The organism is Microbacterium sediminis (assembly GCF_004564075.1).
Lineage (GTDB): Bacteria > Actinomycetota > Actinomycetes > Actinomycetales > Microbacteriaceae > Microbacterium > Microbacterium sediminis.
Genome location: NZ_CP038256.1, coordinates 2,317,266 through 2,334,901, shown reverse-complemented (window position 1 = coordinate 2,334,901; position 17,636 = coordinate 2,317,266). Strand labels below are relative to the sequence as shown.

General features: G+C 71.3%; 18 protein-coding genes. 10 read left to right on the top strand and 8 right to left on the bottom strand.

All coding sequences use genetic code 11. The features are described 5' to 3' along the window. Positions 1-12: 12 nt before the first annotated feature. From E3O41_RS11145 to E3O41_RS11130, 4 genes are read right to left on the bottom strand one after another with little or no spacing between them, the layout of a single operon-like run. Positions 13-792, bottom strand: a complete 780-nt coding sequence (locus E3O41_RS11145) for a 3-oxoacyl-ACP reductase (protein WP_067024512.1) — start codon at positions 790-792, stop codon at positions 13-15. 32 nt (positions 793-824) lie between these two features. Continuing rightward, entirely contained in the window at positions 825-2,177 is a 1,353-nt protein-coding gene (locus tag E3O41_RS11140) for an aldehyde dehydrogenase family protein (protein WP_067024509.1), read from the bottom strand. Then, positions 2,174-2,920, bottom strand: a complete 747-nt coding sequence (locus E3O41_RS11135) for a gamma-glutamyl-gamma-aminobutyrate hydrolase family protein (protein ID WP_067024506.1) — start codon at positions 2,918-2,920, stop codon at positions 2,174-2,176. The genes E3O41_RS11140 and E3O41_RS11135 overlap by 4 nt, the downstream gene beginning before the upstream one ends. After that, positions 2,901-4,256 (bottom strand): glutamine synthetase family protein, encoded by a 1,356-nt coding sequence (locus tag E3O41_RS11130; protein WP_135012408.1) that lies wholly within the window; start codon positions 4,254-4,256, stop codon positions 2,901-2,903. The genes E3O41_RS11135 and E3O41_RS11130 overlap by 20 nt, the downstream gene beginning before the upstream one ends. Before the next feature lie 123 nt (positions 4,257-4,379). Between E3O41_RS11130 and E3O41_RS11125 the strand changes: the two genes are divergently transcribed. The 4 genes from E3O41_RS11125 to E3O41_RS11110 all read left to right on the top strand — a co-directional run bounded on the left by E3O41_RS11125 (position 4,380) and on the right by E3O41_RS11110 (position 8,843). Then, on the top strand, positions 4,380-5,882 hold the full coding sequence (locus E3O41_RS11125; protein ID WP_067024493.1) for an amino acid permease: 1,503 nt from the start codon (positions 4,380-4,382) through the stop codon (positions 5,880-5,882). A gap of 83 nt (positions 5,883-5,965) precedes the next feature. Beyond that, positions 5,966-7,288 carry a sensor histidine kinase gene (locus E3O41_RS11120; RefSeq protein ID WP_083990848.1) on the top strand — a complete coding sequence of 441 codons (1,323 nt, stop codon included), beginning with the start codon at positions 5,966-5,968 and terminating at the stop codon, positions 7,286-7,288. Continuing rightward, the gene (locus E3O41_RS11115; RefSeq protein WP_135012406.1) at positions 7,276-7,980 is read left to right on the top strand and encodes a response regulator; all 705 of its coding nucleotides are present in this window, start codon (positions 7,276-7,278) and stop codon (positions 7,978-7,980) included. Before E3O41_RS11120 ends, E3O41_RS11115 begins: the two co-directional genes overlap by 13 nt. Then, entirely contained in the window at positions 7,977-8,843 is an 867-nt protein-coding gene (locus tag E3O41_RS11110) for a DUF4097 family beta strand repeat-containing protein (protein ID WP_135012404.1), read from the top strand. The genes E3O41_RS11115 and E3O41_RS11110 overlap by 4 nt, the downstream gene beginning before the upstream one ends. Before the next feature lie 160 nt (positions 8,844-9,003). Here the strand turns inward: E3O41_RS11110 and E3O41_RS11105 are convergent, their stop codons facing one another. Further along, on the bottom strand, positions 9,004-9,375 hold the full coding sequence (locus E3O41_RS11105; RefSeq protein ID WP_067024485.1) for a DUF3054 domain-containing protein: 372 nt from the start codon (positions 9,373-9,375) through the stop codon (positions 9,004-9,006). Between the two features lie 51 nt (positions 9,376-9,426). On the opposite strand from E3O41_RS11105, the gene E3O41_RS11100 reads away from it, so the two are divergent. From E3O41_RS11100 to resB, 5 genes are all read left to right on the top strand, one after another. After that, positions 9,427-9,843, top strand: a complete 417-nt coding sequence (locus E3O41_RS11100; protein WP_067024482.1) for a DUF2255 family protein — start codon at positions 9,427-9,429, stop codon at positions 9,841-9,843. Positions 9,844-9,852: 9 nt separating this feature from the next. Then, positions 9,853-10,479: a histidine phosphatase family protein gene (locus tag E3O41_RS11095; protein WP_067024479.1), complete on the top strand. Its 627-nt coding sequence runs from the start codon at positions 9,853-9,855 to the stop codon at positions 10,477-10,479. Between the two features lie 132 nt (positions 10,480-10,611). Further along, complete coding sequence (locus tag E3O41_RS11090) at positions 10,612-11,208, top strand: TlpA family protein disulfide reductase (protein WP_067024475.1); 597 nt, start codon at positions 10,612-10,614, stop codon at positions 11,206-11,208. Positions 11,209-11,215: 7 nt separating this feature from the next. Then, the gene (locus E3O41_RS11085; RefSeq protein WP_067024471.1) at positions 11,216-11,974 is read left to right on the top strand and encodes a cytochrome c biogenesis CcdA family protein; all 759 of its coding nucleotides are present in this window, start codon (positions 11,216-11,218) and stop codon (positions 11,972-11,974) included. Next, the gene (gene resB / locus E3O41_RS11080) at positions 11,955-13,622 is read left to right on the top strand and encodes a cytochrome c biogenesis protein ResB (protein ID WP_179954878.1); all 1,668 of its coding nucleotides are present in this window, start codon (positions 11,955-11,957) and stop codon (positions 13,620-13,622) included. Before E3O41_RS11085 ends, resB begins: the two co-directional genes overlap by 20 nt. Before the next feature lie 354 nt (positions 13,623-13,976). Here the strand turns inward: resB and E3O41_RS11075 are convergent, their stop codons facing one another. After that, positions 13,977-14,645 (bottom strand): hypothetical protein, encoded by a 669-nt coding sequence (locus E3O41_RS11075; RefSeq protein ID WP_135012402.1) that lies wholly within the window; start codon positions 14,643-14,645, stop codon positions 13,977-13,979. Between the two features lie 156 nt (positions 14,646-14,801). Between E3O41_RS11075 and ccsB the strand changes: the two genes are divergently transcribed. Further along, positions 14,802-15,767 carry a c-type cytochrome biogenesis protein CcsB gene (gene ccsB / locus E3O41_RS11070; RefSeq protein WP_067024462.1) on the top strand — a complete coding sequence of 322 codons (966 nt, stop codon included), beginning with the start codon at positions 14,802-14,804 and terminating at the stop codon, positions 15,765-15,767. Between the two features lie 163 nt (positions 15,768-15,930). Here the strand turns inward: ccsB and E3O41_RS11065 are convergent, their stop codons facing one another. Continuing rightward, positions 15,931-16,668: an ABC transporter ATP-binding protein gene (locus tag E3O41_RS11065; protein ID WP_067024459.1), complete on the bottom strand. Its 738-nt coding sequence runs from the start codon at positions 16,666-16,668 to the stop codon at positions 15,931-15,933. Further along, positions 16,665-17,627, bottom strand: coding sequence for an ABC transporter ATP-binding protein (locus E3O41_RS11060; RefSeq protein WP_067024456.1), 963 nt, complete (start codon positions 17,625-17,627; stop codon positions 16,665-16,667). The genes E3O41_RS11065 and E3O41_RS11060 overlap by 4 nt, the downstream gene beginning before the upstream one ends. Positions 17,628-17,636: the final 9 nt, after the last annotated feature.

Below are 17,636 nucleotides of genomic sequence, written 5' to 3'. Positions count from 1 at the left end.
CCGTCCATCGTCTCAGAGCGGGGTGACGTAGGCGTTCGTGATGCCGCCGTCCACCACGAACGCCGTCGCCGTGATGAACGAGGCGTCGTCGCTCGCGAGGAACGCCACCGCCGCGGCGAGCTCCTCCGGCTCGGCGAACCGCCCCATCGGCACATGCACCAGCCGGCGCTGCGCCCGCTCGGGATCCTTGGCGAACAGCTCCTGGAGCAGCGGGGTGTTCACCGGTCCGGGGCACAGGGCGTTGACGCGGATGCCCTGACGCGCGAACTGCACCCCGAGTTCGCGCGTCATCGCGAGCACGCCGCCCTTCGAGGCGGTGTAGCTGATCTGGGACGTGGCCGAGCCCAGCAGCGCGACGAACGACGCCGTGTTGATGATCGAGCCGGAGCCCGCCGGGACCATGTGCCGCAGCGCCGCGCGCGAGCACAGGTAGACGCTCTTCAGATTGACGTCCTGCACCCGCTCCCAGGCGGGAAGCTCCGTGGTCTCGATCGAGTCGTCGTCTGCGGGGCTGATGCCGGCGTTGTTGAAGGCGATGTCGACGCGGCCGAACTCGTCCGCGACGCCGTCGAACAGCGCGTCGACCTTCGCCTCGTCCGCGACGTCGACCGGGCGGAACACGCCACTCACCTCGGCGGCGGCGGCCTCGCCAGTGCGGGGATCGAGGTCGGCGATCACGACCTTGGCGCCCTCGGCGGCGAAGCGCCGAGCGGTCGCCAGGCCGATGCCGCTCGCGCCGCCGGTGATGATCGCGACCCGGTCCCGCAGGCGCTGAGTGAGATCGACGGTCATGGTTCCTCCGTGTGGGTTGTCTCGTGCAGGGATCATTCGGTCGCGAAGAACACGTTCTTGGTCTCGGTGAAGTGCTCGGCGGCATCAGGACCGAGCTCGCGGCCGAGGCCGGATGCCTTCATGCCGCCGAACGGGGTCGCGTAGCGCACCGACGAGTGCGAGTTGACCGACAGGACGCCGCTCTTCACGCCGCGGCTGACCCGCGCGGCGCGGCCGAGGTTCTCGGTCCAGATCGAGCCCGCGAGACCGTAGATGGTGTCGTTGGCGAGGCGGATGGCGTCGGCCTCGTCGTCGAACGGCAGCACGGCGACGACGGGGCCGAAGATCTCCTCGCGCGCGATGCGGTCACCGGGATCGGCCAGGACGACCGTCGGTGCGAACCAGAATCCGTCGCCGTCGGGGGCGCTGCCGCGGAACGCGACGTCGGCGCCGTCGAGGAACGACGCAACGGTGTCGCGGTGCGCCGCCGAGATGAGGGGACCCATCTGCGTGCTCTCGTGCGAGGGATCGCCCACGCGCCAGGCGGCGACGGCCGGCTCCAGCAACTCGAGGAAGCGGTCGTACACGCCGCGCTGCACGAGGATGCGACTGCGCGCGCAGCAGTCCTGCCCGGCGTTGTCGAAGACGGCGCCCGGTGCGGATGCGGCGGCCCGCTCGAGGTCCGCGTCGCCGAACACGATGTTGGCGCTCTTGCCGCCGAGCTCGAGGGTGACCGGCTTGAGCATGCGGGCGCAGCCGGCGGCCACCTCCGTTCCGACCTCCGTCGACCCCGTGAACACGACCTTGCCGACCCCGGGGTGGGTGACGAACCGCTGGCCGACGACCGAGCCGGAGCCCGTGATCACCTGGAACAGGCCGTCGGGAAGCCCGGCCTCGCGGGCGAGCTCGCCCAGGCGGAGCGCCGTCAGCGGGGTGAGCTCCGCCGGCTTCAGCACCACCGCGTTGCCCGCCGCGAGCGCCGGCGCGAACGCCCACGACGCGATCGTCATGGGGAAGTTCCACGGCACGATGACGCCCACCACGCCGTACGGCTCGTGGAACGTCATGTCGATGCCGCCCGCCACGGGGATCTGGTGGCCCATCAGCCGCTCGGGCGCGCCGGCGTAGTAGTTCAGCACCTGGGCGACGTGGCCCGCCTCCCACCTCGCGGAGCCGATCGGATGACCCGAGTTGCGCACCTCGAGCTGCGCGAGCTCCTCGGCGTGCTGCTCGACGACACGGGCGAAGGCCCGGAGCGCGTCCGCCCGCGCGACGGGGGCGAGGCTCGCCCAGCCCGCCTGTGCCCGGGTCGCCGACGCGACCGCCGCGTCGACCTCGTCGAGGGTGGCGCGGGGGACCTCGGCCAGCGGGAGCGCCGTGGTCGGATCGATCACGGTGAACGTCATGCGTGCTCCTTCGCGAAGGCGTCGGCCTGGGCGATCAGGGCCTCGAACAGGCGGATGTCGGCGGCGTTCTCCTCGGGGTGCCACTGCACCGCCACGAGCCAGGAGCCCTCGGCCGCCTCGGCGGCGTACACCAGCCCGTCGTCCATGCGTGCGCTCGCCACGAGGCCCTCGCCGAGGCGATCGAGACCCTGGTGGTGGTAGGCGTGCACGCCGAAGGCTCCCGGCCCGAGGATCGCCGCGAGACGCGTCCCGGCGAGGACCTGCGTCGTGAGCTGCGCGAACACACCCCCGCCGATCCGATAGCGCTCGCCGCCCGGCTGGTCGGGCAGGTGCTGGACCAGCGTCCCGCCGAAGGCCACGTTGATCAACTGCAGCCCGCGGCAGATGCCGAGCACGGGGATCCCCGCCTCCCGGGCGGCGGCCAGCAGCGCGAGCTCCCAGTCGTCGCGGTCCGCGCGGGCGGGATCGGTGAGGGCGTGACGCGGCGCGCCGTACAGCTCCGGCTGGACGTCGAGACCGCCGGTCAGTACCAGGCCGTCGAGGCCGCGCACGACGCGCGCCGCGGCCGAGGCGGGGTCCGGCTGCGGAGGGAGCAGGACGACCGCGCCGCCGGCCTCGCTCACCCGATCCATGTACTGCTCGGGCAGGAACGCGGCACGCACGTCCCACACCCCCTGCTTCGCACGCTCGCGGTAGGTCGTGATGCCGATCACCGGCATCCGGTCAGAGGCGTTCGAATCCACGCACTCGCTCCCAGTCGGTCACGGCCGCATCGAACGCGTCGAGCTCGATGCGGGCCTGGTTGAGGTAGTGATCCACCACATCGCTGCCGAACGCCATGCGCGCGACTTCCGAGCCGGCGAACAGGTCGCGGGCCTCGCGCAGCGTGGTCGGCAGCGTCTCCACGCCCGCGGCGTAGGCGTTGCCGCTCAGCGGGTCGGGAAGCTCGAGCTCGTGCTCGATGCCGTGCAGTCCGCCCGCGATGATCGCGGCGCACGCGAGGTACGGGTTGACGTCGCCGCCGGGCACACGGTTCTCGACGCGCAGCGATGCTCCCCGTCCGACGATCCGCAGCGCGCACGTGCGGTTGTCGACCCCCCAGGCGATGCCGGTGGGCGCGAAGGAGCCCTTCGCGTAGCGCTTGTACGAGTTGATGTTGGGCGCGTACAGCAGGGTGAACTCCCGCATCGTGGCCAGGATGCCCGCGATCCAGTGCTCCATGAGCCGGGAGAAGCCGTGCGGGCCGTCGCCCGCCATCACCGGCTCACCCGCCTCCGTGCGGACCGAGAGATGGACGTGGCAGCTGTTGCCCTCGCGCTGGTCGTACTTCGCCATGAACGTGAGCGCCTTGCCGTGGGCGTCCGCGATCTCCTTGGCGCCGTTCTTGTACAGCGTGTGGTTGTCGCAGGTCTCCCGCACCTCGGCGTAGCGGAACGCGATCTCCTGCTGGCCGAGGTTGCACTCGCCCTTGACGCCCTCGCAGTACAGGCCCGCGCCCTCCATCCCGCGGCGGATGTCGCGCAGCAGTGGCTCGAGGCGCGTGGTGGCCAGGAGGTTGTAGTCCACGTTGTAGTCGGTCGAGGCCCGCAGTCCGGTGAAGCCCTTCGCCCACGCCTCGCGGTACGAGTCGTCGAACACGATGAACTCCAGCTCCGTGCCGGCGAGCGCGACCAGCCCGCGCTCGGCGAGCCGCTCGCGCTGCCGATCGAGGATCGCGCGCGGCGATTGCGCGACGCGCTCGCCGTCCTGCCACTGCAGCTCGGCGAAGACCAGCGCCGTCCCCGGGATCCAGGGGATGCGCCGGAGGGTGTCGGTGTCGGGGGCGAGCATCATGTCGCCGTAGCCGGTCTCCCAGCTCGACATCGCGTAGCCGTCGACCGTGTTCATGTCGACGTCCACGCTGAGCAGGTAGTTGCAGGCCTCGGCGCCGTGCTGCGCCACCTCGTCCTGCCACAGTCGCGCGGAGACGCGCTTGCCCATCAGGCGCCCCTGCGCGTCGGGGAACGCGATGATCACCGTGTCGATCTCACCGGCGTGGATCGCGGCGTCGAGCTCATCGAGCGTGAGATTTCCGGGCATGGATCCTCGCTTCGCTGGGGACATCGGGAATTCAAAGGTAGACAAGTCGACCTTTGAACGCCACAATCGTCGCACACCTTCCCGACGTCACGAGCACCACCCGAACTCGCCTCCGGAGGACCCATGCCCGAGCCCACAGTGAAGACCGCGTCCGGTGCCACCTACACCGCCGCAGGCCAGGAGTACTTCGCGAAACGGACATTGCGGCGCTCCGCCGGTGTCGTCGGGCTGTGGGGGCTCGCGGTCGGCGCCGTCATCTCCGGAGACTTCTCCGGCTGGAACTTCGGCATCGACTTCGCCGGCTTCGGCGGGATGCTCATCGCCTTCGGGATCCTGACCGTCATGTACTACGCCCTGATCTTCTCAATCGGGGAGATGTCGGCCGCCATGCCGCACACGGGCGGCGCCTACTCGTTCGCGCGCTCCGCGATGGGACCGTGGGGCGGTCTTGTCACCGGCGCGGCCGAGACGATCGAGTACGTCGCGACCACGGCGGTGATCGTCTACTTCTCGGCCGGATACGCCGACTCGATCACGAGCACGCTGCTGGGACTCTCGCTGCCGGTGTACGTGTGGTGGGCGATCCTCTACGCGGTGTTCGTGGCGCTCAACGCGGCCGGCGCGAGCATCTCGTTCAAGTTCGCGATCGTCGTGTCGATCATCTCGATCGCGGTCATCCTGATCTTCTCGGCCATGGCGCTCGCCTCGGGCGCCTTCCAGTGGGCGAGCCTGTGGGACATCGTGCCCGACCCGGGACAGACGGCGTTCCTGCCGCACGGCGTGCTGCCGATCCTGTTCGCCCTGCCCTTCGCGATGTGGTTCTTCCTCGGCATCGAGGAGCTGCCCCTCGCCGCCGAGGAGTCGCACAATCCCGTGCGCGACATCCCGCGCGCCGGCCTCTGGGCGCGCTTCACGCTCATCGTGACCGGCCTGCTCGTGCTGTTCCTCAACACGGGCGTGCTCGGCGCCGAGGCCACGGGCGTGGCGGGGGAGCCGCTGCTCGACGGTTTCCGCGCCATCGTCGGCGATCAGCTCGCCGCCGTGCTGGCGCTCTTCGCGCTCGTCGGCCTCCTCGCCTCGCTGCAGGGCATCATGTTCGCCTACGGCCGGAACATGTACTCGCTCTCGCGTGCCGGGTACTACCCGCGGTTCCTCTCGCTCACCGGCCGCAACCAGACCCCGTGGGTCGCGCTGATCGCCGGCGCCGTCATCGGCTTCGCGGCGCTCGCGATCATCGAGCTGACGGGTGGCTCGGCGGGTGTCGGCGGTGCCGTGGTGCTGAACATCGCCTGCTGGGGCGCCGTGCTCGCGTACTTCCTGCAGATGGTGTCGTTCATCATCCTGCGGCGGAAGCTGCCGGATGCCGATCGCCCGTACCGCTCGCCGTGGGGTGTGCCCGGAGCGATCGTCGCGGCCGCGATCGCGTTCCTGGTCTTCATCGGGTTCCTCTTCAACCCGACGTATCTGCCGTCGATCATCGCGATCATCATCGTCTACGTGGTCCTGCTCGTCGGCTTCGGCATCTACTACCGCCATCGCCTCGTGCTCTCGCCGGAGGAGGAGTATGCGCTGTCGGGAGGGGTCGAGAGCGGGCCGAGCGACGCCGACCTGGCCCCGGACACGTGAGGCGATCCCGCGGGGGATTTCCCCCGCGGGATCGGGCGGTGCGCCCTGATGTGCGGGCGCCTCGCGCCTCATAGCTTTGAGGCATGATCTCGACCACCACGCCCGCACCGGGCGTCACCGGAGCTCCGCCGGCGTCCGCGCCGGCCGCGGCCGCGCCACCCGCGCGCTCGCCCCGCTCCCTCGCCTCGCCGCTCGCGATCCTCGGTGCCATCGCGCACCTCGCGTTCCTCGGCTTCTACGGAGCCGCCGTCTTCGCGGCCCTCTCGGTGCTGCTCGCCGGCGGGCTCGGGCTGCTCGTCCTCATCGTCGGGGCCGTGCTGCTGCTCGGCTTCGTGTACGGGCTCTACGGCGCGGCCTTCGTCGAGACGGCGCGCGTGGAGGGCCTCTACGGCTTCGGCCTGCCGATGCTCACCCCGCGCCGCTCGCCGCGTCGCGGCTTCGGCGGCTTCCTCCACACCGTGTGGCTGCAGTTCATCGACGGCGGCATGTGGCGCACGATCGCCCACCTCGCCATCGCCACGATCCTCGGCTGGATCGCCTGGTTCCTCGTCGGCATCCTCGTCGGCGGCGCGACCGGCGCGTTCGCCCCGCTGTACGTCGACGACGGCGCCGTGGAGATCGGCCGCTGGTTCTTCGACGTCACCTGGGCCCCCGTCTGGGGCACCCTGCTGGCGCTGCTGGCGCTCGCCGCGCTCGTCGGGCTGGCCCTGCTGCACGGCGTGCTCTCGCGCGTGCTGATCGCGCCGATCCGTGAGGCCCAGCTCACCGCCCAGGCGCGCGATGCCGCCACGCAGCGGCAGGGCGCCATCCGCGCCGGCGAGCTGGAGCGCACCCGCATCGAGCGCGACCTGCACGACGGCGTTCAGCCGCGGCTCGTGTCGGTGGGCATGACGCTCGGCATGGCGCAGCAGAAGATCGACACCGATCCCGAGTCGGCCAAGCAGCTCATCGCCGAGGCCCACACCTCGACCAAGGCGGCCATCACCGAGCTGCGTCAGCTGGCCCGCGGCATCCACGCGTCGGTGCTCGACGACCGCGGCCTCGACGCGGCACTGTCGGCGCTGGCGGGCCGCTCGCACATCCCCGTGCACCTCGACGTGCGCATGGACGGCCGGGCCGGGCGCGACGCGGAGGCGGCGGTGTACTTCGCCATCGCCGAGAGCCTCACCAACGCGGCCAAGCACTCCCGGGCCACCACCGCACGGGTGATCGTGCGCTCGCGGCCCGAGGAGGGCGTGCTGTGGGCCCGCGTCGAGGACGACGGCATCGGCGGCGCGCGCGTCGTCCCCGGTGGCGGCCTCGACGGCATCAGCAACCGGATCACCGCACTCGGCGGCACCGCGCGGCTCGACAGCCCGCAGGGCGGCCCCACGTCCCTGGAGGTGAGCGTGCCATGCGCGTCCTGATCGTCGAGGACTCCGTCCTCCTGCGCGAGGGCCTCGTGCGTCTGCTCGAGGACGCCGGCCACGAGGTGGTCGCGGCCCTGCCCGACGCCCGCGACGTGGTGGAGGAGGTCGACCGCACCGAACCGGATCTGTGCATCCTGGACGTGCGGCTGCCTCCCACCTTCATCGACGAGGGCATCCGCGCGGCGATCCAGCTGCGGCGGCGCGACCCGAAGCTCGCGGTGCTCGTGTTCTCGCAGTACGTCGAGGAGCGCTACGCGTCCGAGCTCATCGCCCAGCCCGGCGGCGCCGTCGGCTACCTGCTCAAGGACCGCGTGACCGACGTCGCCGAGTTCCTCGAGTCGCTGGATCGGATCGCCGAGGGCGCCACCGTCCTCGACCCCGAGGTCGTCGCCCAGCTGCTGACCCGCCGCGCCCGCGACGAGAAGATGCAGCGCCTCACCGAGCGCGAGCGCCAGGTGCTCTCGCTCATCGCCGAGGGGCGCAACAACGCCGCGATCTCGCGCCTGCTCTTCATCAGCGCGGGCGCCGTCGAGAAGCACATCACCTCGATCTTCCAGAAGCTCGACCTCGACCAGGACGAGCAGGGCAACCGCCGCGTGCTGGCCGTGCTGGCCCACATCGAAGCGACCGGCGCCCCCGGTCCCGTGGGCCCCGCGCCCGAACGAGGACAGACAGGAACGGAACGATGACCACGCAGCTGACACCCCCTCCCGTGTCGCAGCCGACGCCCACGGTGACGCCCGCGCCGCAGACCGACACCGCGCGCACCGGCACCCGGGCGCTGTCGATCACGATCGCCGTGCTCGGTGCCGGGGCCCTCGTGCTCGGCGGCCTGGCCACCGCGTTCGGCACCGTGCGCCAGGCGACCTCGCCCGATCCCGTCGCCCAGTCGGTCTCCGGCGTCTCGGGCGTGCAGGGCATCGACGTCGACGTCTCGGCGGGCGATCTGCGCATCGAGTTCAGCGGCTCCGAGGTCACGCTCGTCTCGACCGGCGAATCGGGCTGGACGCTCGAGCGCGACGGCGACCGCATCGAGGTCTCGAGCCCGGACGACCCGTTCGATCTCGGATTCGACTGGCTCTGGAACGATGCCGACCGCTCGGCCACCCTTACGCTGCCGGCCGCGCTCGAGGGTGCCGATCTCGACATCGATCTGTCGGCCGGGCGGGTGATCGCCGAGGGCGAGTTCGGTGCGACGACGTTCGAGATGAGCGCCGGCGGGATCGAGCTCGAGGGCTCGGCCGAGACCCTCGACGGCAGCGTCAGCGCCGGTCACGCCATCGTCGAGCTCGCCGACGTGCGCGAGGTCGACATCGACCTGTCGGCGGGGCACCTCCAGGGCCAGCTGTCGGGCGAGGCGCCGGAGCGCGTGGGCATCGGCGTGAGCGCCGGATCGCTCGACCTGCGGCTGCCCGACGTGCCCTACGCGGTGCGCGACGACAGCGGCGCCGGCGAGCTCCACCTCAACAACCTGCAGGAGGACAGCGGCGCCCCGCGTCAGATCGATGTGCGGGTCGCGGCGGGCGAGGTGGACCTCCGCGCCGGCGGCTGACCCGGGGTCGAGGTCGTGGCGGGGAGGTCTCGACTCGCTCCCCTCGCTCCAGTCGACGAGCCGCAGCCACTCGGGCCCGTCGACCGAGCGGAGCGACCGGAGACGGGCCGAGCGGAGCCGCGCAGCGGCGCAGTCGAGACCAGCGGGCGAAGCCCCGCGGTCAGCCCCGGCGGCGGGTGCGCGCCACGAGCGCCGCGATCAGCCGCCAGCCGACGAGGAACACCAGCAGCGTCACGGCGGCCACGATGACGAACGCCACGGCCGTGCCGCCGCCGGTCACCGCGCGCAGGATCATCCCGCCCGCGACCGTCACGGCCCACACCGGCAGCCCCGTGCGCAGCGGCCGGGCGGGCGCGCGCCACGCGAGCGCCACGAGCCACCCGACCGCGAGGGCGGCCAGGAACGGCCAGGCCGTCCCGATCAGCCCGCCCGCGGTGAAGCCGCCGTGGTGCTGCACCATGCCGATGGCGGCGAAGGCGATCACCAGCACGGCGTCGATCGCCAGGGCGGCGGGCCAGGGGAAACGCGTCATGTCTCGACGGTAACGGGCCCCGCTGGGCCGCAGCCGCGATAGCGTCGCGGTATGGCGTATGACGACATCGTGAAGGTGCTGGACGAGGAGCAGGTCGTGGCGATCGTCACGACGCGGCGCAGCGGCGAGCCGGCGGCGACCGCGATCTGGTCGATGGTCGTCGACGGGGTGCCCTACGTGCGCTCCGCCTACGGCACCCGGTCGTGGTGGTACAAGCACGTGGTCGCGGGGCGCCCGGTGGCGTTCGTGCGCGGCGACGGCTCGGTCGCGGAGAGCGACCGCGAGGCCGCCCTCGCGCTGCCCCGTGAGGCCGTGACCCTCACGCCCGTGCCGGCCGACGACCTGGTGCAGGCGGCGATCGATGCGGAGATCGAGCGGAAGTACGCGGGATCGCCGCGCTCGTCGATCGATGCGACGATCAGCGCCGAGGCGACCGGGTGCACGTTCCGGGTCGATCCCGCTTCCTAGACTGAGACCGTGACGGCTGCGCGGATCCACCTCGTGCGCCACGGCGAGGTGCACAACCCCGGGCGCGTGCTCTACGAGCGGATGCCGGGCTACCGCCTGAGCGAGGACGGCCGCCGCATGGCGCGGGCCGCCGCCCACTACGTCCACTCGCTCGAGCGCCCGGTGTCGACGCTCGTGTGCTCCCCGCTGGAGCGCACGCGCGAGTCGGCCGAGCCGTTCACAGAGCTGTTCGGCCTCGAGCCGCAGGCCGACGAGCGCGTGATCGAGCCCTGGAACGCGTTCGCGGGCAAGGTGATGCGCCGGGCGGTGTTCCGGCCGTGGAACTGGCACCTGCTCATCCGCCCGTCGCTGCCCAGCTGGGGCGAGCCGTACGCGTCGATCATCGCCCGCATGCGCGAGGCGATGGACGAGCTGTGGCACGAGCGCAGCGACGACGTCGTGATCGTCTCGCACCAGGCGCCGATCTGGATCACGCACCTCTCGGTCGCGGGCCTGCCGCTGCGTCACGATCCGCGCACGCGCCGCTGCGCCCTCTCGAGCGTGACGTCGTTCGAGAGGGCGGGCGATGTGTGGCGCGAGGTCGGCTACGCCGAGCCCGCGTCCACCCACGGCGCGGTCGACGTCGGCGCGGTATAGGCCGGCCGGTCGAGCCGGGTCGGTTCCTGAACGGAGCGGCGCAGCCGCGCAGATGAAGGGACCAGCCGAAGCCGGTTGATCGCGCTCGGCTGGCACTCAGGCCGCTCGAAGCGGCGTCCGTAGGATGGACGCGTGCCACGCCCCCGCCGGATCGCCGCCGCCGCGGCCACGCTGCTCGCCGCCGTCTCGCTCGCGGCATGCACGCAGGATCAGGCCACCGAGGACTACCTCAACGGCGAGAACAAGGGCTTCATCTCCAGCGAGTTCCGCGTCGACGAGATCCCGGCCGACCAGCGGGGCGAGCCCGTCGCGTGGGCGGGCGTCACCGAGAACGGCGACGAGCTGTCGAGCGACGATGTCGCGGGCGACGTGGTCGTCGTGAACTTCTGGTACGCCTCGTGCGGGCCGTGCATCGTCGAGGCCCCCGACCTGGAAGCGGTCTGGCAGGAGTATCGGGACGAGGACGTCTCGTTCGTCGGCGTCAACACCTACGACCAGGCCGACACGGCCCGATCCTTCGCCGCCGAGAACGGCGTGACCTACCCGAGCATCATCGACGTCAACTCCGGCGACGTGAAGCTCGCCTTCGCGGCCGCCACGCCCATCCAGGCGACGCCCACGACCCTCGTGCTCGACCGCGAGGGCCGGGTCGCGGCGCTCGTGATCGGCCAGCTGGAGAGCCCGTCGATCCTGTCGACGCTCGTCGGCGACGTGCTCGCGGAATCGTGACCCGCGCGTGAACCCCGGAAACCTCGTCTTCGACGGCTCCCTGTGGGTCGCCCTGCCGATCGCGCTGCTGGCCGGGCTGGTGTCGTTCCTCTCGCCGTGCGTGCTGCCGCTCGTGCCCGGCTACCTCGGCTTCGTCGCCGGTGCCGTCTCGCCGCGCACGCCCGCCGACCGTGCGCCCCGCGGCCGCCTCGTCGGGGGCGTGCTGCTGTTCATCGCCGGTTTCACGCTCGTCTTCGTGGCCGTCATCGTGCTCGGCGGCCTCGCCGGGGGAGCGATGGCCCGCTTCAGCGTGGTGTGGGGCGACCTCATCACCCGCATCCTCGGCGTGCTGATCATCGCGATGGGCCTGGTCTTCATCGGCCTGTTCGGGTTCGCGCAGCGGATCGTCAAGCCGCAGGTGCGCGGCGGTCTCGGACTGCTCGGCGCCCCGCTGCTGGGCATCGCCCTCGGCCTCGGCTGGGCGCCGTGCATCGGCCCGACGCTGTCGGCCATCATGTCGATCGCGTGGACGACGGGCGACGCGGGGCGCGCCGCGGTGCTGGGCGTGACCTACTCGCTCGGCCTGGGCATCCCGTTCCTGCTCGTCGCGCTCGGCTTCGGCTGGGCCACGCGCTCGCTGGCGTTCCTGCGCCGACACATCCGCGTGGTCAACATCGTCGGCGGTGTGATGCTCGTCGCGCTCGGCGTGCTCATGGTCGCGGGCGTGTGGACCACGATCATGGCACGCCTGCAGGGGGTGATCTCGGGTGTCCAGCTCCCGATCTGACACGCAGAACGATCCGCTGCGTCCGTCCGACCACGTCGACGGCGACGCCGCCATCGCCCAGCCCGCGCTGGGCTTCGTCGGCTGGGTCCGCTGGGCGTGGCGCCAGCTCACGAGCATGCGCACCGCGCTGGTGCTGCTGCTCCTGCTGGCGATCGCCGCCGTTCCCGGATCGCTCTTCCCGCAGCGGTCCGCCGACCCCAACGGCGTCGTGCAGTGGCAGGCGGAGAACCCCGACCTGTTCCCGATCCTCGACGCGATCCAGCTGTTCGACGTGTACTCGTCGGCCTGGTTCTCGGCGATCTACCTGCTGCTGTTCGTCAGCCTGATCGGCTGCATCCTGCCCCGCACCAAGCATCACTGGAAGGCGCTGCGCTCGCGGCCGCCGCGCACGCCCGCGCGCCTGTCGCGCCTGGCCGACCACCGCGCCGAGACGCTCGAGGGCGTCGACGCGGGGGAGGCCGTGGATCTCGCCGCACGCCAGCTGAGGGCCGCCGGGTACCGCATCGAGCGCTTCGACGACGAGCGTCGCGGCGTGCGCTCGGTCTCGGCCGAGCGCGGCTACCTGCGCGAGACGGGCAACCTCCTGTTCCACGCCGCGCTCGTGGGCGTGCTCGTCTCGGTCGGCGTGGGCGGCGGATTCGCCTACACCGGTCAGCGCGTGGTCGTGGAGGGCACGACCTTCGTCAACACGCTGCTGGACTACAACTCGATCAACCGCGGCCGCTGGGTGAGCGAGAACGCGCTGACGCCCTACGCGATGACGCTCGAGTCGTTCGACGTGACCTACCAGCCGCCCGGCACCAACGGCCAGGGGCAGGCCGGCGACTTCAGCGCCAACGTGCTCGTGCGCCATCCGGGCGAGGATGAGGCCACGCCGGGCGCCGTGCGCGTGAACAACCCGCTCCGGATCGCCGGCGACAGCATCTACCTGCTCGGCAACGGGTACGCCCCCACGATCGAGGTCACCGACGCCGAGGGCAACGTGGTCTTCCACGACTCGGTGGCGTTCCTGCCGCAGGACAACAACCTCACCTCACAGGGCGTGGTCAAGGTCACCGACGGCCTGCCCGAGCAGCTCGGCATGGTCGGCTTCTTCTATCCCACGGTCGCGGAGCTGACCACCGGCGCGCTCACGTCGCAGTACCCCGACCTGCTCAACCCCTACCTCACGCTGCAGGTGTACGCGGGCGACCTCGGCATCGACGGCGGCACGCCCCGCAACGTCTACACGCTCGACCCGACCGGCATGGAGCCGATCGCCGGGGGCGAGGCGGAGGCCGAGGCGATCGAGCTCGCGCCCGGTGAGTCGCAGGAGCTGCCCAACGGCTGGGGCACGATCACGTTCGTCGACGAGACGCCCGCGGATCACGATCCGGCCCTCGGCGCGACCGAGTCGGTCAAGCGCTTCGCCTCGCTGCAGATCCATCACGACGCCTCGGCCGTGTGGGTGCTCGTGTTCGCGCTGCTGGCCCTGTTCGGGCTGCTGACGGCGCTGTTCATCCCGCGCCGCCGCGTGTGGGTGAAGGCGACCACGATCGGTGACACGGTGACGCTCGAGTACGCCGGCCTGGCGCGCGGCGAGGATCCCGCCCTCGGGGCGGCGGTCGATCAGCTCGCAGAGAAGCACCTCGCGGCCCTGCCGCGGTAGGCGTCGGCGGGTACGGCCGCCGGCCTCGACTCGCTGCGCTCGCTCGGCCCGTCTCCGCTCCGGCGCTGCGCGCCTCCGGTCGACGAGCCCGCGGGGCTGCGCTCTCCGATCACGAGGAGCGACCGGGTGCGCGGGCGTCGGAGTGCGCGCCGAGTCGCCTCTGCCGATGGGACGGGTGTGGTCCCGTGGGGCGGGTGTGGCGACCGCGTGTGCGAAGGTGCGACGCCCGCGCGATCGATCCGATGACCGGGTGCCCGGTCGACGAGCAGCGACCACCCGGGGTCGTCGACCGAGCGAAGCGAGCGGAGACGGCTCGAGCGCAGCGAAGCGGAGTCGAGAGCGCCCGCGCCCGCATCACTGCCAGACGAGCGGCTGCTCCAGGTAGGGGTTCTCCGGCTCCTGGCCCGGCAGCGTCGGCACGCTCAGGCCCCCGGCGCTCGTGCTGTCGTAGAGCGCGCCGACCACCTTCTGGCCCTCGGGAGCCGCGGCCAGCAGGCAGCGCATCGCGGTGTTCGTCTCGGCGTCGTAGGAGGGGAAGCTGATGCCGCAGGCCTCCTGGATCGCGTCGTCGTCCTGGAACTCGATGTACAGCAGCTCGGCGCTGTCGCCGTTCTCCAGCAGCGGCCACACGCTCTCGGTGTCGACGTCGGCGCCCTCGACCCACGACTCGGCCTCGAACGGCTCGCCCGTGAAGGTCTGCTGGACGATGATCGCCCAGGGCACGTCGCCCTCGAACTCCTCGGAGTTGCCGAACTGCTCCCACACCGACGGCTCGCGCTCGATGATGTCGCGCACGGTGAAGCCCACGACCTCCGTCACCGGGTCGTCGCCGGGCTCGCCGCGGTACACGTCGGCCTCGATCCAGGCGGGCTCGTCGAACGCGAGCGTGGTGCCGGCGGCCGTGACCTCGCCCGGCTCGCCGAGGTCGATCGCCTCGACGTCGTACGACGGCGCCCCGCACGAGGCGAGCGCGATGGTGGCGGCGCCGATGGCGACCGCGGCGGCAGCGCGACGAATGCGCATGGTGTTCCCCCAGAGATTCGGGGCGGACCCTCGATCGGTCCGCTCTCGCCTCGACATTAGGGCGGCGGCGCCACTCCTGCTGCGGATCCGCGTGGGCAGGAGTACCCATCCACCGTCCCAGGGTTCGCACGGAAGGCGCGAACGTAGGATGGGCGCATGCCCGATGTCGCCGCGCTCGACACGATCTCCGTCATCCTCATCTGGACGGCCATCGCGATCTACACTCTCGCGTTCATCGCCTACGCGATGGATCTCGCCCAGCGATCGCAGTCGTCGATCGAGCGGAAGGACGCCGCGGTGGCCTCCTCGGCCGGCGGCTCGACCCTCGTGGTGGAGGCCCCGACGGTGACGGCGCCCCGCCGGGTGTTCGGGCGGATCGGCACCTCGCTCACGGCCCTGGCCTTCCTGTTCCACCTCGGCGGCACGGTGCTGCGCGGTGTCGCCGCCCAGCGCGTGCCGTGGTCGAACATGTGGGAGTTCGCCATGACCGGCACGCTGCTGATCACGGCGGTGTACCTGGGCGTGCTCTTCTGGCGCGACCTGCGCTTCCTCGGCACGTTCATGACCGCGCTCGTGGTGGTGCTGCTCGGTGCCTCGACGACGTTCTACGTCGAGATCGTGCCGCTGATGGATCCGCTCAAGTCGATCTGGCTGGTCATCCACGTCTTCGTCGCCTCGCTCGGCACCGCGTTCCTCGCCCTCGCCTTCGCCCTGAGCGTGCTGCAGCTGATGCAGGCGCGGCGCGAGCGCAAGGCGATCGACTCGGCGGAGCACGCGACCAAGCGCTCGATGCTGCGCACGCTGCCGTCGTCGGAGGCGCTCGAGGGCCTCGCGTACCGCTTCGCGATCATCGGCTTCATCTTCTGGACCTTCACGCTGATCGCCGGGGCGATCTGGGCGCAGGACGCCTGGGGTCGCTACTGGGGCTTCGACGTGAAGGAGGTCTGGACCTTCATCATCTGGGTGCTCTACGCCGGCTACATCCACGCCCGCGCGACGCGCGGCTGGCGCGGCACCCGGTCGGCGTGGCTGTCGATCGTCGGCTTCGCGGCCGTGCTGTTCAACTTCACGATCGTCAACACGTTCTTCGACGGCCTGCACGCCTACAGCGGCCTGAGCTGATCCGCGCCCCTCGCGCGCGAACCCGCATCCGCGCGCCGAGACGGCATCTTCGCGCCGACAGCGTGTGCAAACGCCGGGGTCTCGGCGCGAAGAAGCTGTCTCGCGGCATCCCGAACGCGACAAAGGCCGGCCTCCCGCGGGGAGACCGGCCTTTCGCGTCGGATCAGGCGCCGAGCGTGCCGAGGTAGAGCTCGGTGACCTTCGGGTCGTGCAGCAGGTCGCGGCCGGTGCCGGTGTAGGCATCGCGGCCCTGGTCGAGCACGTAGCCGCGGTCGCAGATCTGCAGGCAGCGGCGGGCGTTCTGCTCCACCATGATGCAGGTCACCCCGGCCTTGTTGATCTCGCTCACGCGCAGGAACGCCTCGTCCTGGCGCACGGGCGACAGTCCGGCCGAGGGCTCGTCGAGCAGGAGCACCTTCGGGTCCATCATGAGCGCGCGGCCCATCGCGACCATCTGCCGCTCGCCGCCCGACAGGCCCGAGGCGCGCTTCTTGATGCCGGCGCCCTTGGCCAGGTCGGGGAAGATGCTCATGACGAAGTCGACCCGCTCGGCGAACATCTTCGGCTTCTGGTACGCGCCCATCTGCAGGTTCTCCTCGATCGTGAGCGAGGGGAACACGTTGTTCGTCTGCGGGATGAAGCCCACGCCCTTGGCGACGAGCTTGTCGGCCTTGAGCCCGGTGATGTCCTCGCCCGCGAGCGACACCTTGCCGCCACGGATCTTCACCTGACCGAAGATGGCCTTCAGCAGCGTCGACTTGCCGGCGCCGTTGGGGCCGATGATGCCGATCAGCTCGCCCTGGTAGGCGGTGAGGGTCGCGCCGTTGAGGATGTTCACGCCGGGCAGGTAGCCCGCGTGCACGTCGTCGACGAAGACGACGGGGGTCTGCTCTGCGGTCACTTCTGGTCCTCCTGCTCGGCCTCGGCCTCGATGTCCTCGGCGGTGACGTGCGCGGACGCCTCGGGGTCGGTGGTCGGATCGGCCTCGACCACCGGGATGCGCCCGGTGACGACGCCGAGGTCGACCTCCTGGTGGGCGCCCAGGTAGGCGTCGACGACGGCGGGGTTCTTCATGACCTCGTCGGGGGCGCCCTCGGCGACGACCTTGCCCTCGGCCATCACGATCACCCAGTCGGCGATGTGGCGGACCATGTGCATGTCGTGCTCGACGAACAGCACGGTCATGCCCTCGTCCTTGAGATCGAGGATGTGATCGAGCAGCGACTGCGTCAGCGCCGGGTTCACGCCCGCCATCGGCTCGTCGAGCATGACGAGGGCCGGATCGGTCATGAGCGCGCGCGCCATCTCGAGCAGCTTCTTCTGGCCGCCCGAGAGGCCGGCGGCGAGATCGTCCTTCTTCGCGTCGAGCTTGAACTTGACCAGCAGCTCCTCGGCACGCTTCTCGATCGCCTCGTCCTGCGAGCGCCACAGCGCGGGCACCAGGCTCTGCCAGAACCGCTCGCCCACCTGGCCGGTGGCGCCGAGCTTCATGTTGTCCATGACGCTCAGGCGGCCCAGCGCCTTGGTGAGCTGGAACGTGCGGACCAGGCCCATCCGCGCGACCTTGTGCGCCGGCACGCGCGCGAGATCGGTGCCGTCGAACGACCACGATCCCGTGTTCGGGCGATCGAAGCCGGTGAGGAGGTTGAACAGCGTGGTCTTGCCCGCGCCGTTGGGGCCGATGAGGGCCGTGATCGCGCCGCGCGGGATCTCGAGGTGTTCGACGTCGACGGCCTTGAGGCCGCCGAACGTGCGCGTGACGCCGTCGGCGACGATGATCGGGTCGGTCTTGCGCACGCCCGGCGCGATCTCGCCGATGTGCAGGTTGGTGGTCTTCGGCCGCGGCACGGGGGCCGTCATCGGCGCGCC

Excerpts from the sequence above, each read along its gene's own strand:
- E3O41_RS11145 (WP_067024512.1), bottom strand. The coding sequence starts at position 792 with ATGACCGTCGATCTCACTCAGCGCCTGCGGGACCGGGTCGCGATCATC.
- E3O41_RS11140 (WP_067024509.1), bottom strand. The coding sequence starts at position 2,177 with ATGACGTTCACCGTGATCGATCCGACCACGGCGCTCCCGCTGGCCGAG.
- E3O41_RS11130 (WP_135012408.1), bottom strand. The coding sequence starts at position 4,256 with ATGCCCGGAAATCTCACGCTCGATGAGCTCGACGCCGCGATCCACGCC.
- E3O41_RS11125 (WP_067024493.1), top strand. The coding sequence starts at position 4,380 with ATGCCCGAGCCCACAGTGAAGACCGCGTCCGGTGCCACCTACACCGCC.
- E3O41_RS11120 (WP_083990848.1), top strand. The coding sequence starts at position 5,966 with ATGATCTCGACCACCACGCCCGCACCGGGCGTCACCGGAGCTCCGCCG.
- E3O41_RS11115 (WP_135012406.1), top strand. The coding sequence starts at position 7,276 with ATGCGCGTCCTGATCGTCGAGGACTCCGTCCTCCTGCGCGAGGGCCTC.
- E3O41_RS11110 (WP_135012404.1), top strand. The coding sequence starts at position 7,977 with ATGACCACGCAGCTGACACCCCCTCCCGTGTCGCAGCCGACGCCCACG.
- E3O41_RS11105 (WP_067024485.1), bottom strand. The coding sequence starts at position 9,375 with ATGACGCGTTTCCCCTGGCCCGCCGCCCTGGCGATCGACGCCGTGCTG.
- E3O41_RS11100 (WP_067024482.1), top strand. The coding sequence starts at position 9,427 with ATGGCGTATGACGACATCGTGAAGGTGCTGGACGAGGAGCAGGTCGTG.
- E3O41_RS11075 (WP_135012402.1), bottom strand. The coding sequence starts at position 14,645 with ATGCGCATTCGTCGCGCTGCCGCCGCGGTCGCCATCGGCGCCGCCACC.
- ccsB (WP_067024462.1), top strand. The coding sequence starts at position 14,802 with ATGCCCGATGTCGCCGCGCTCGACACGATCTCCGTCATCCTCATCTGG.
- E3O41_RS11060 (WP_067024456.1), bottom strand. The coding sequence starts at position 17,627 with ATGACGGCCCCCGTGCCGCGGCCGAAGACCACCAACCTGCACATCGGC.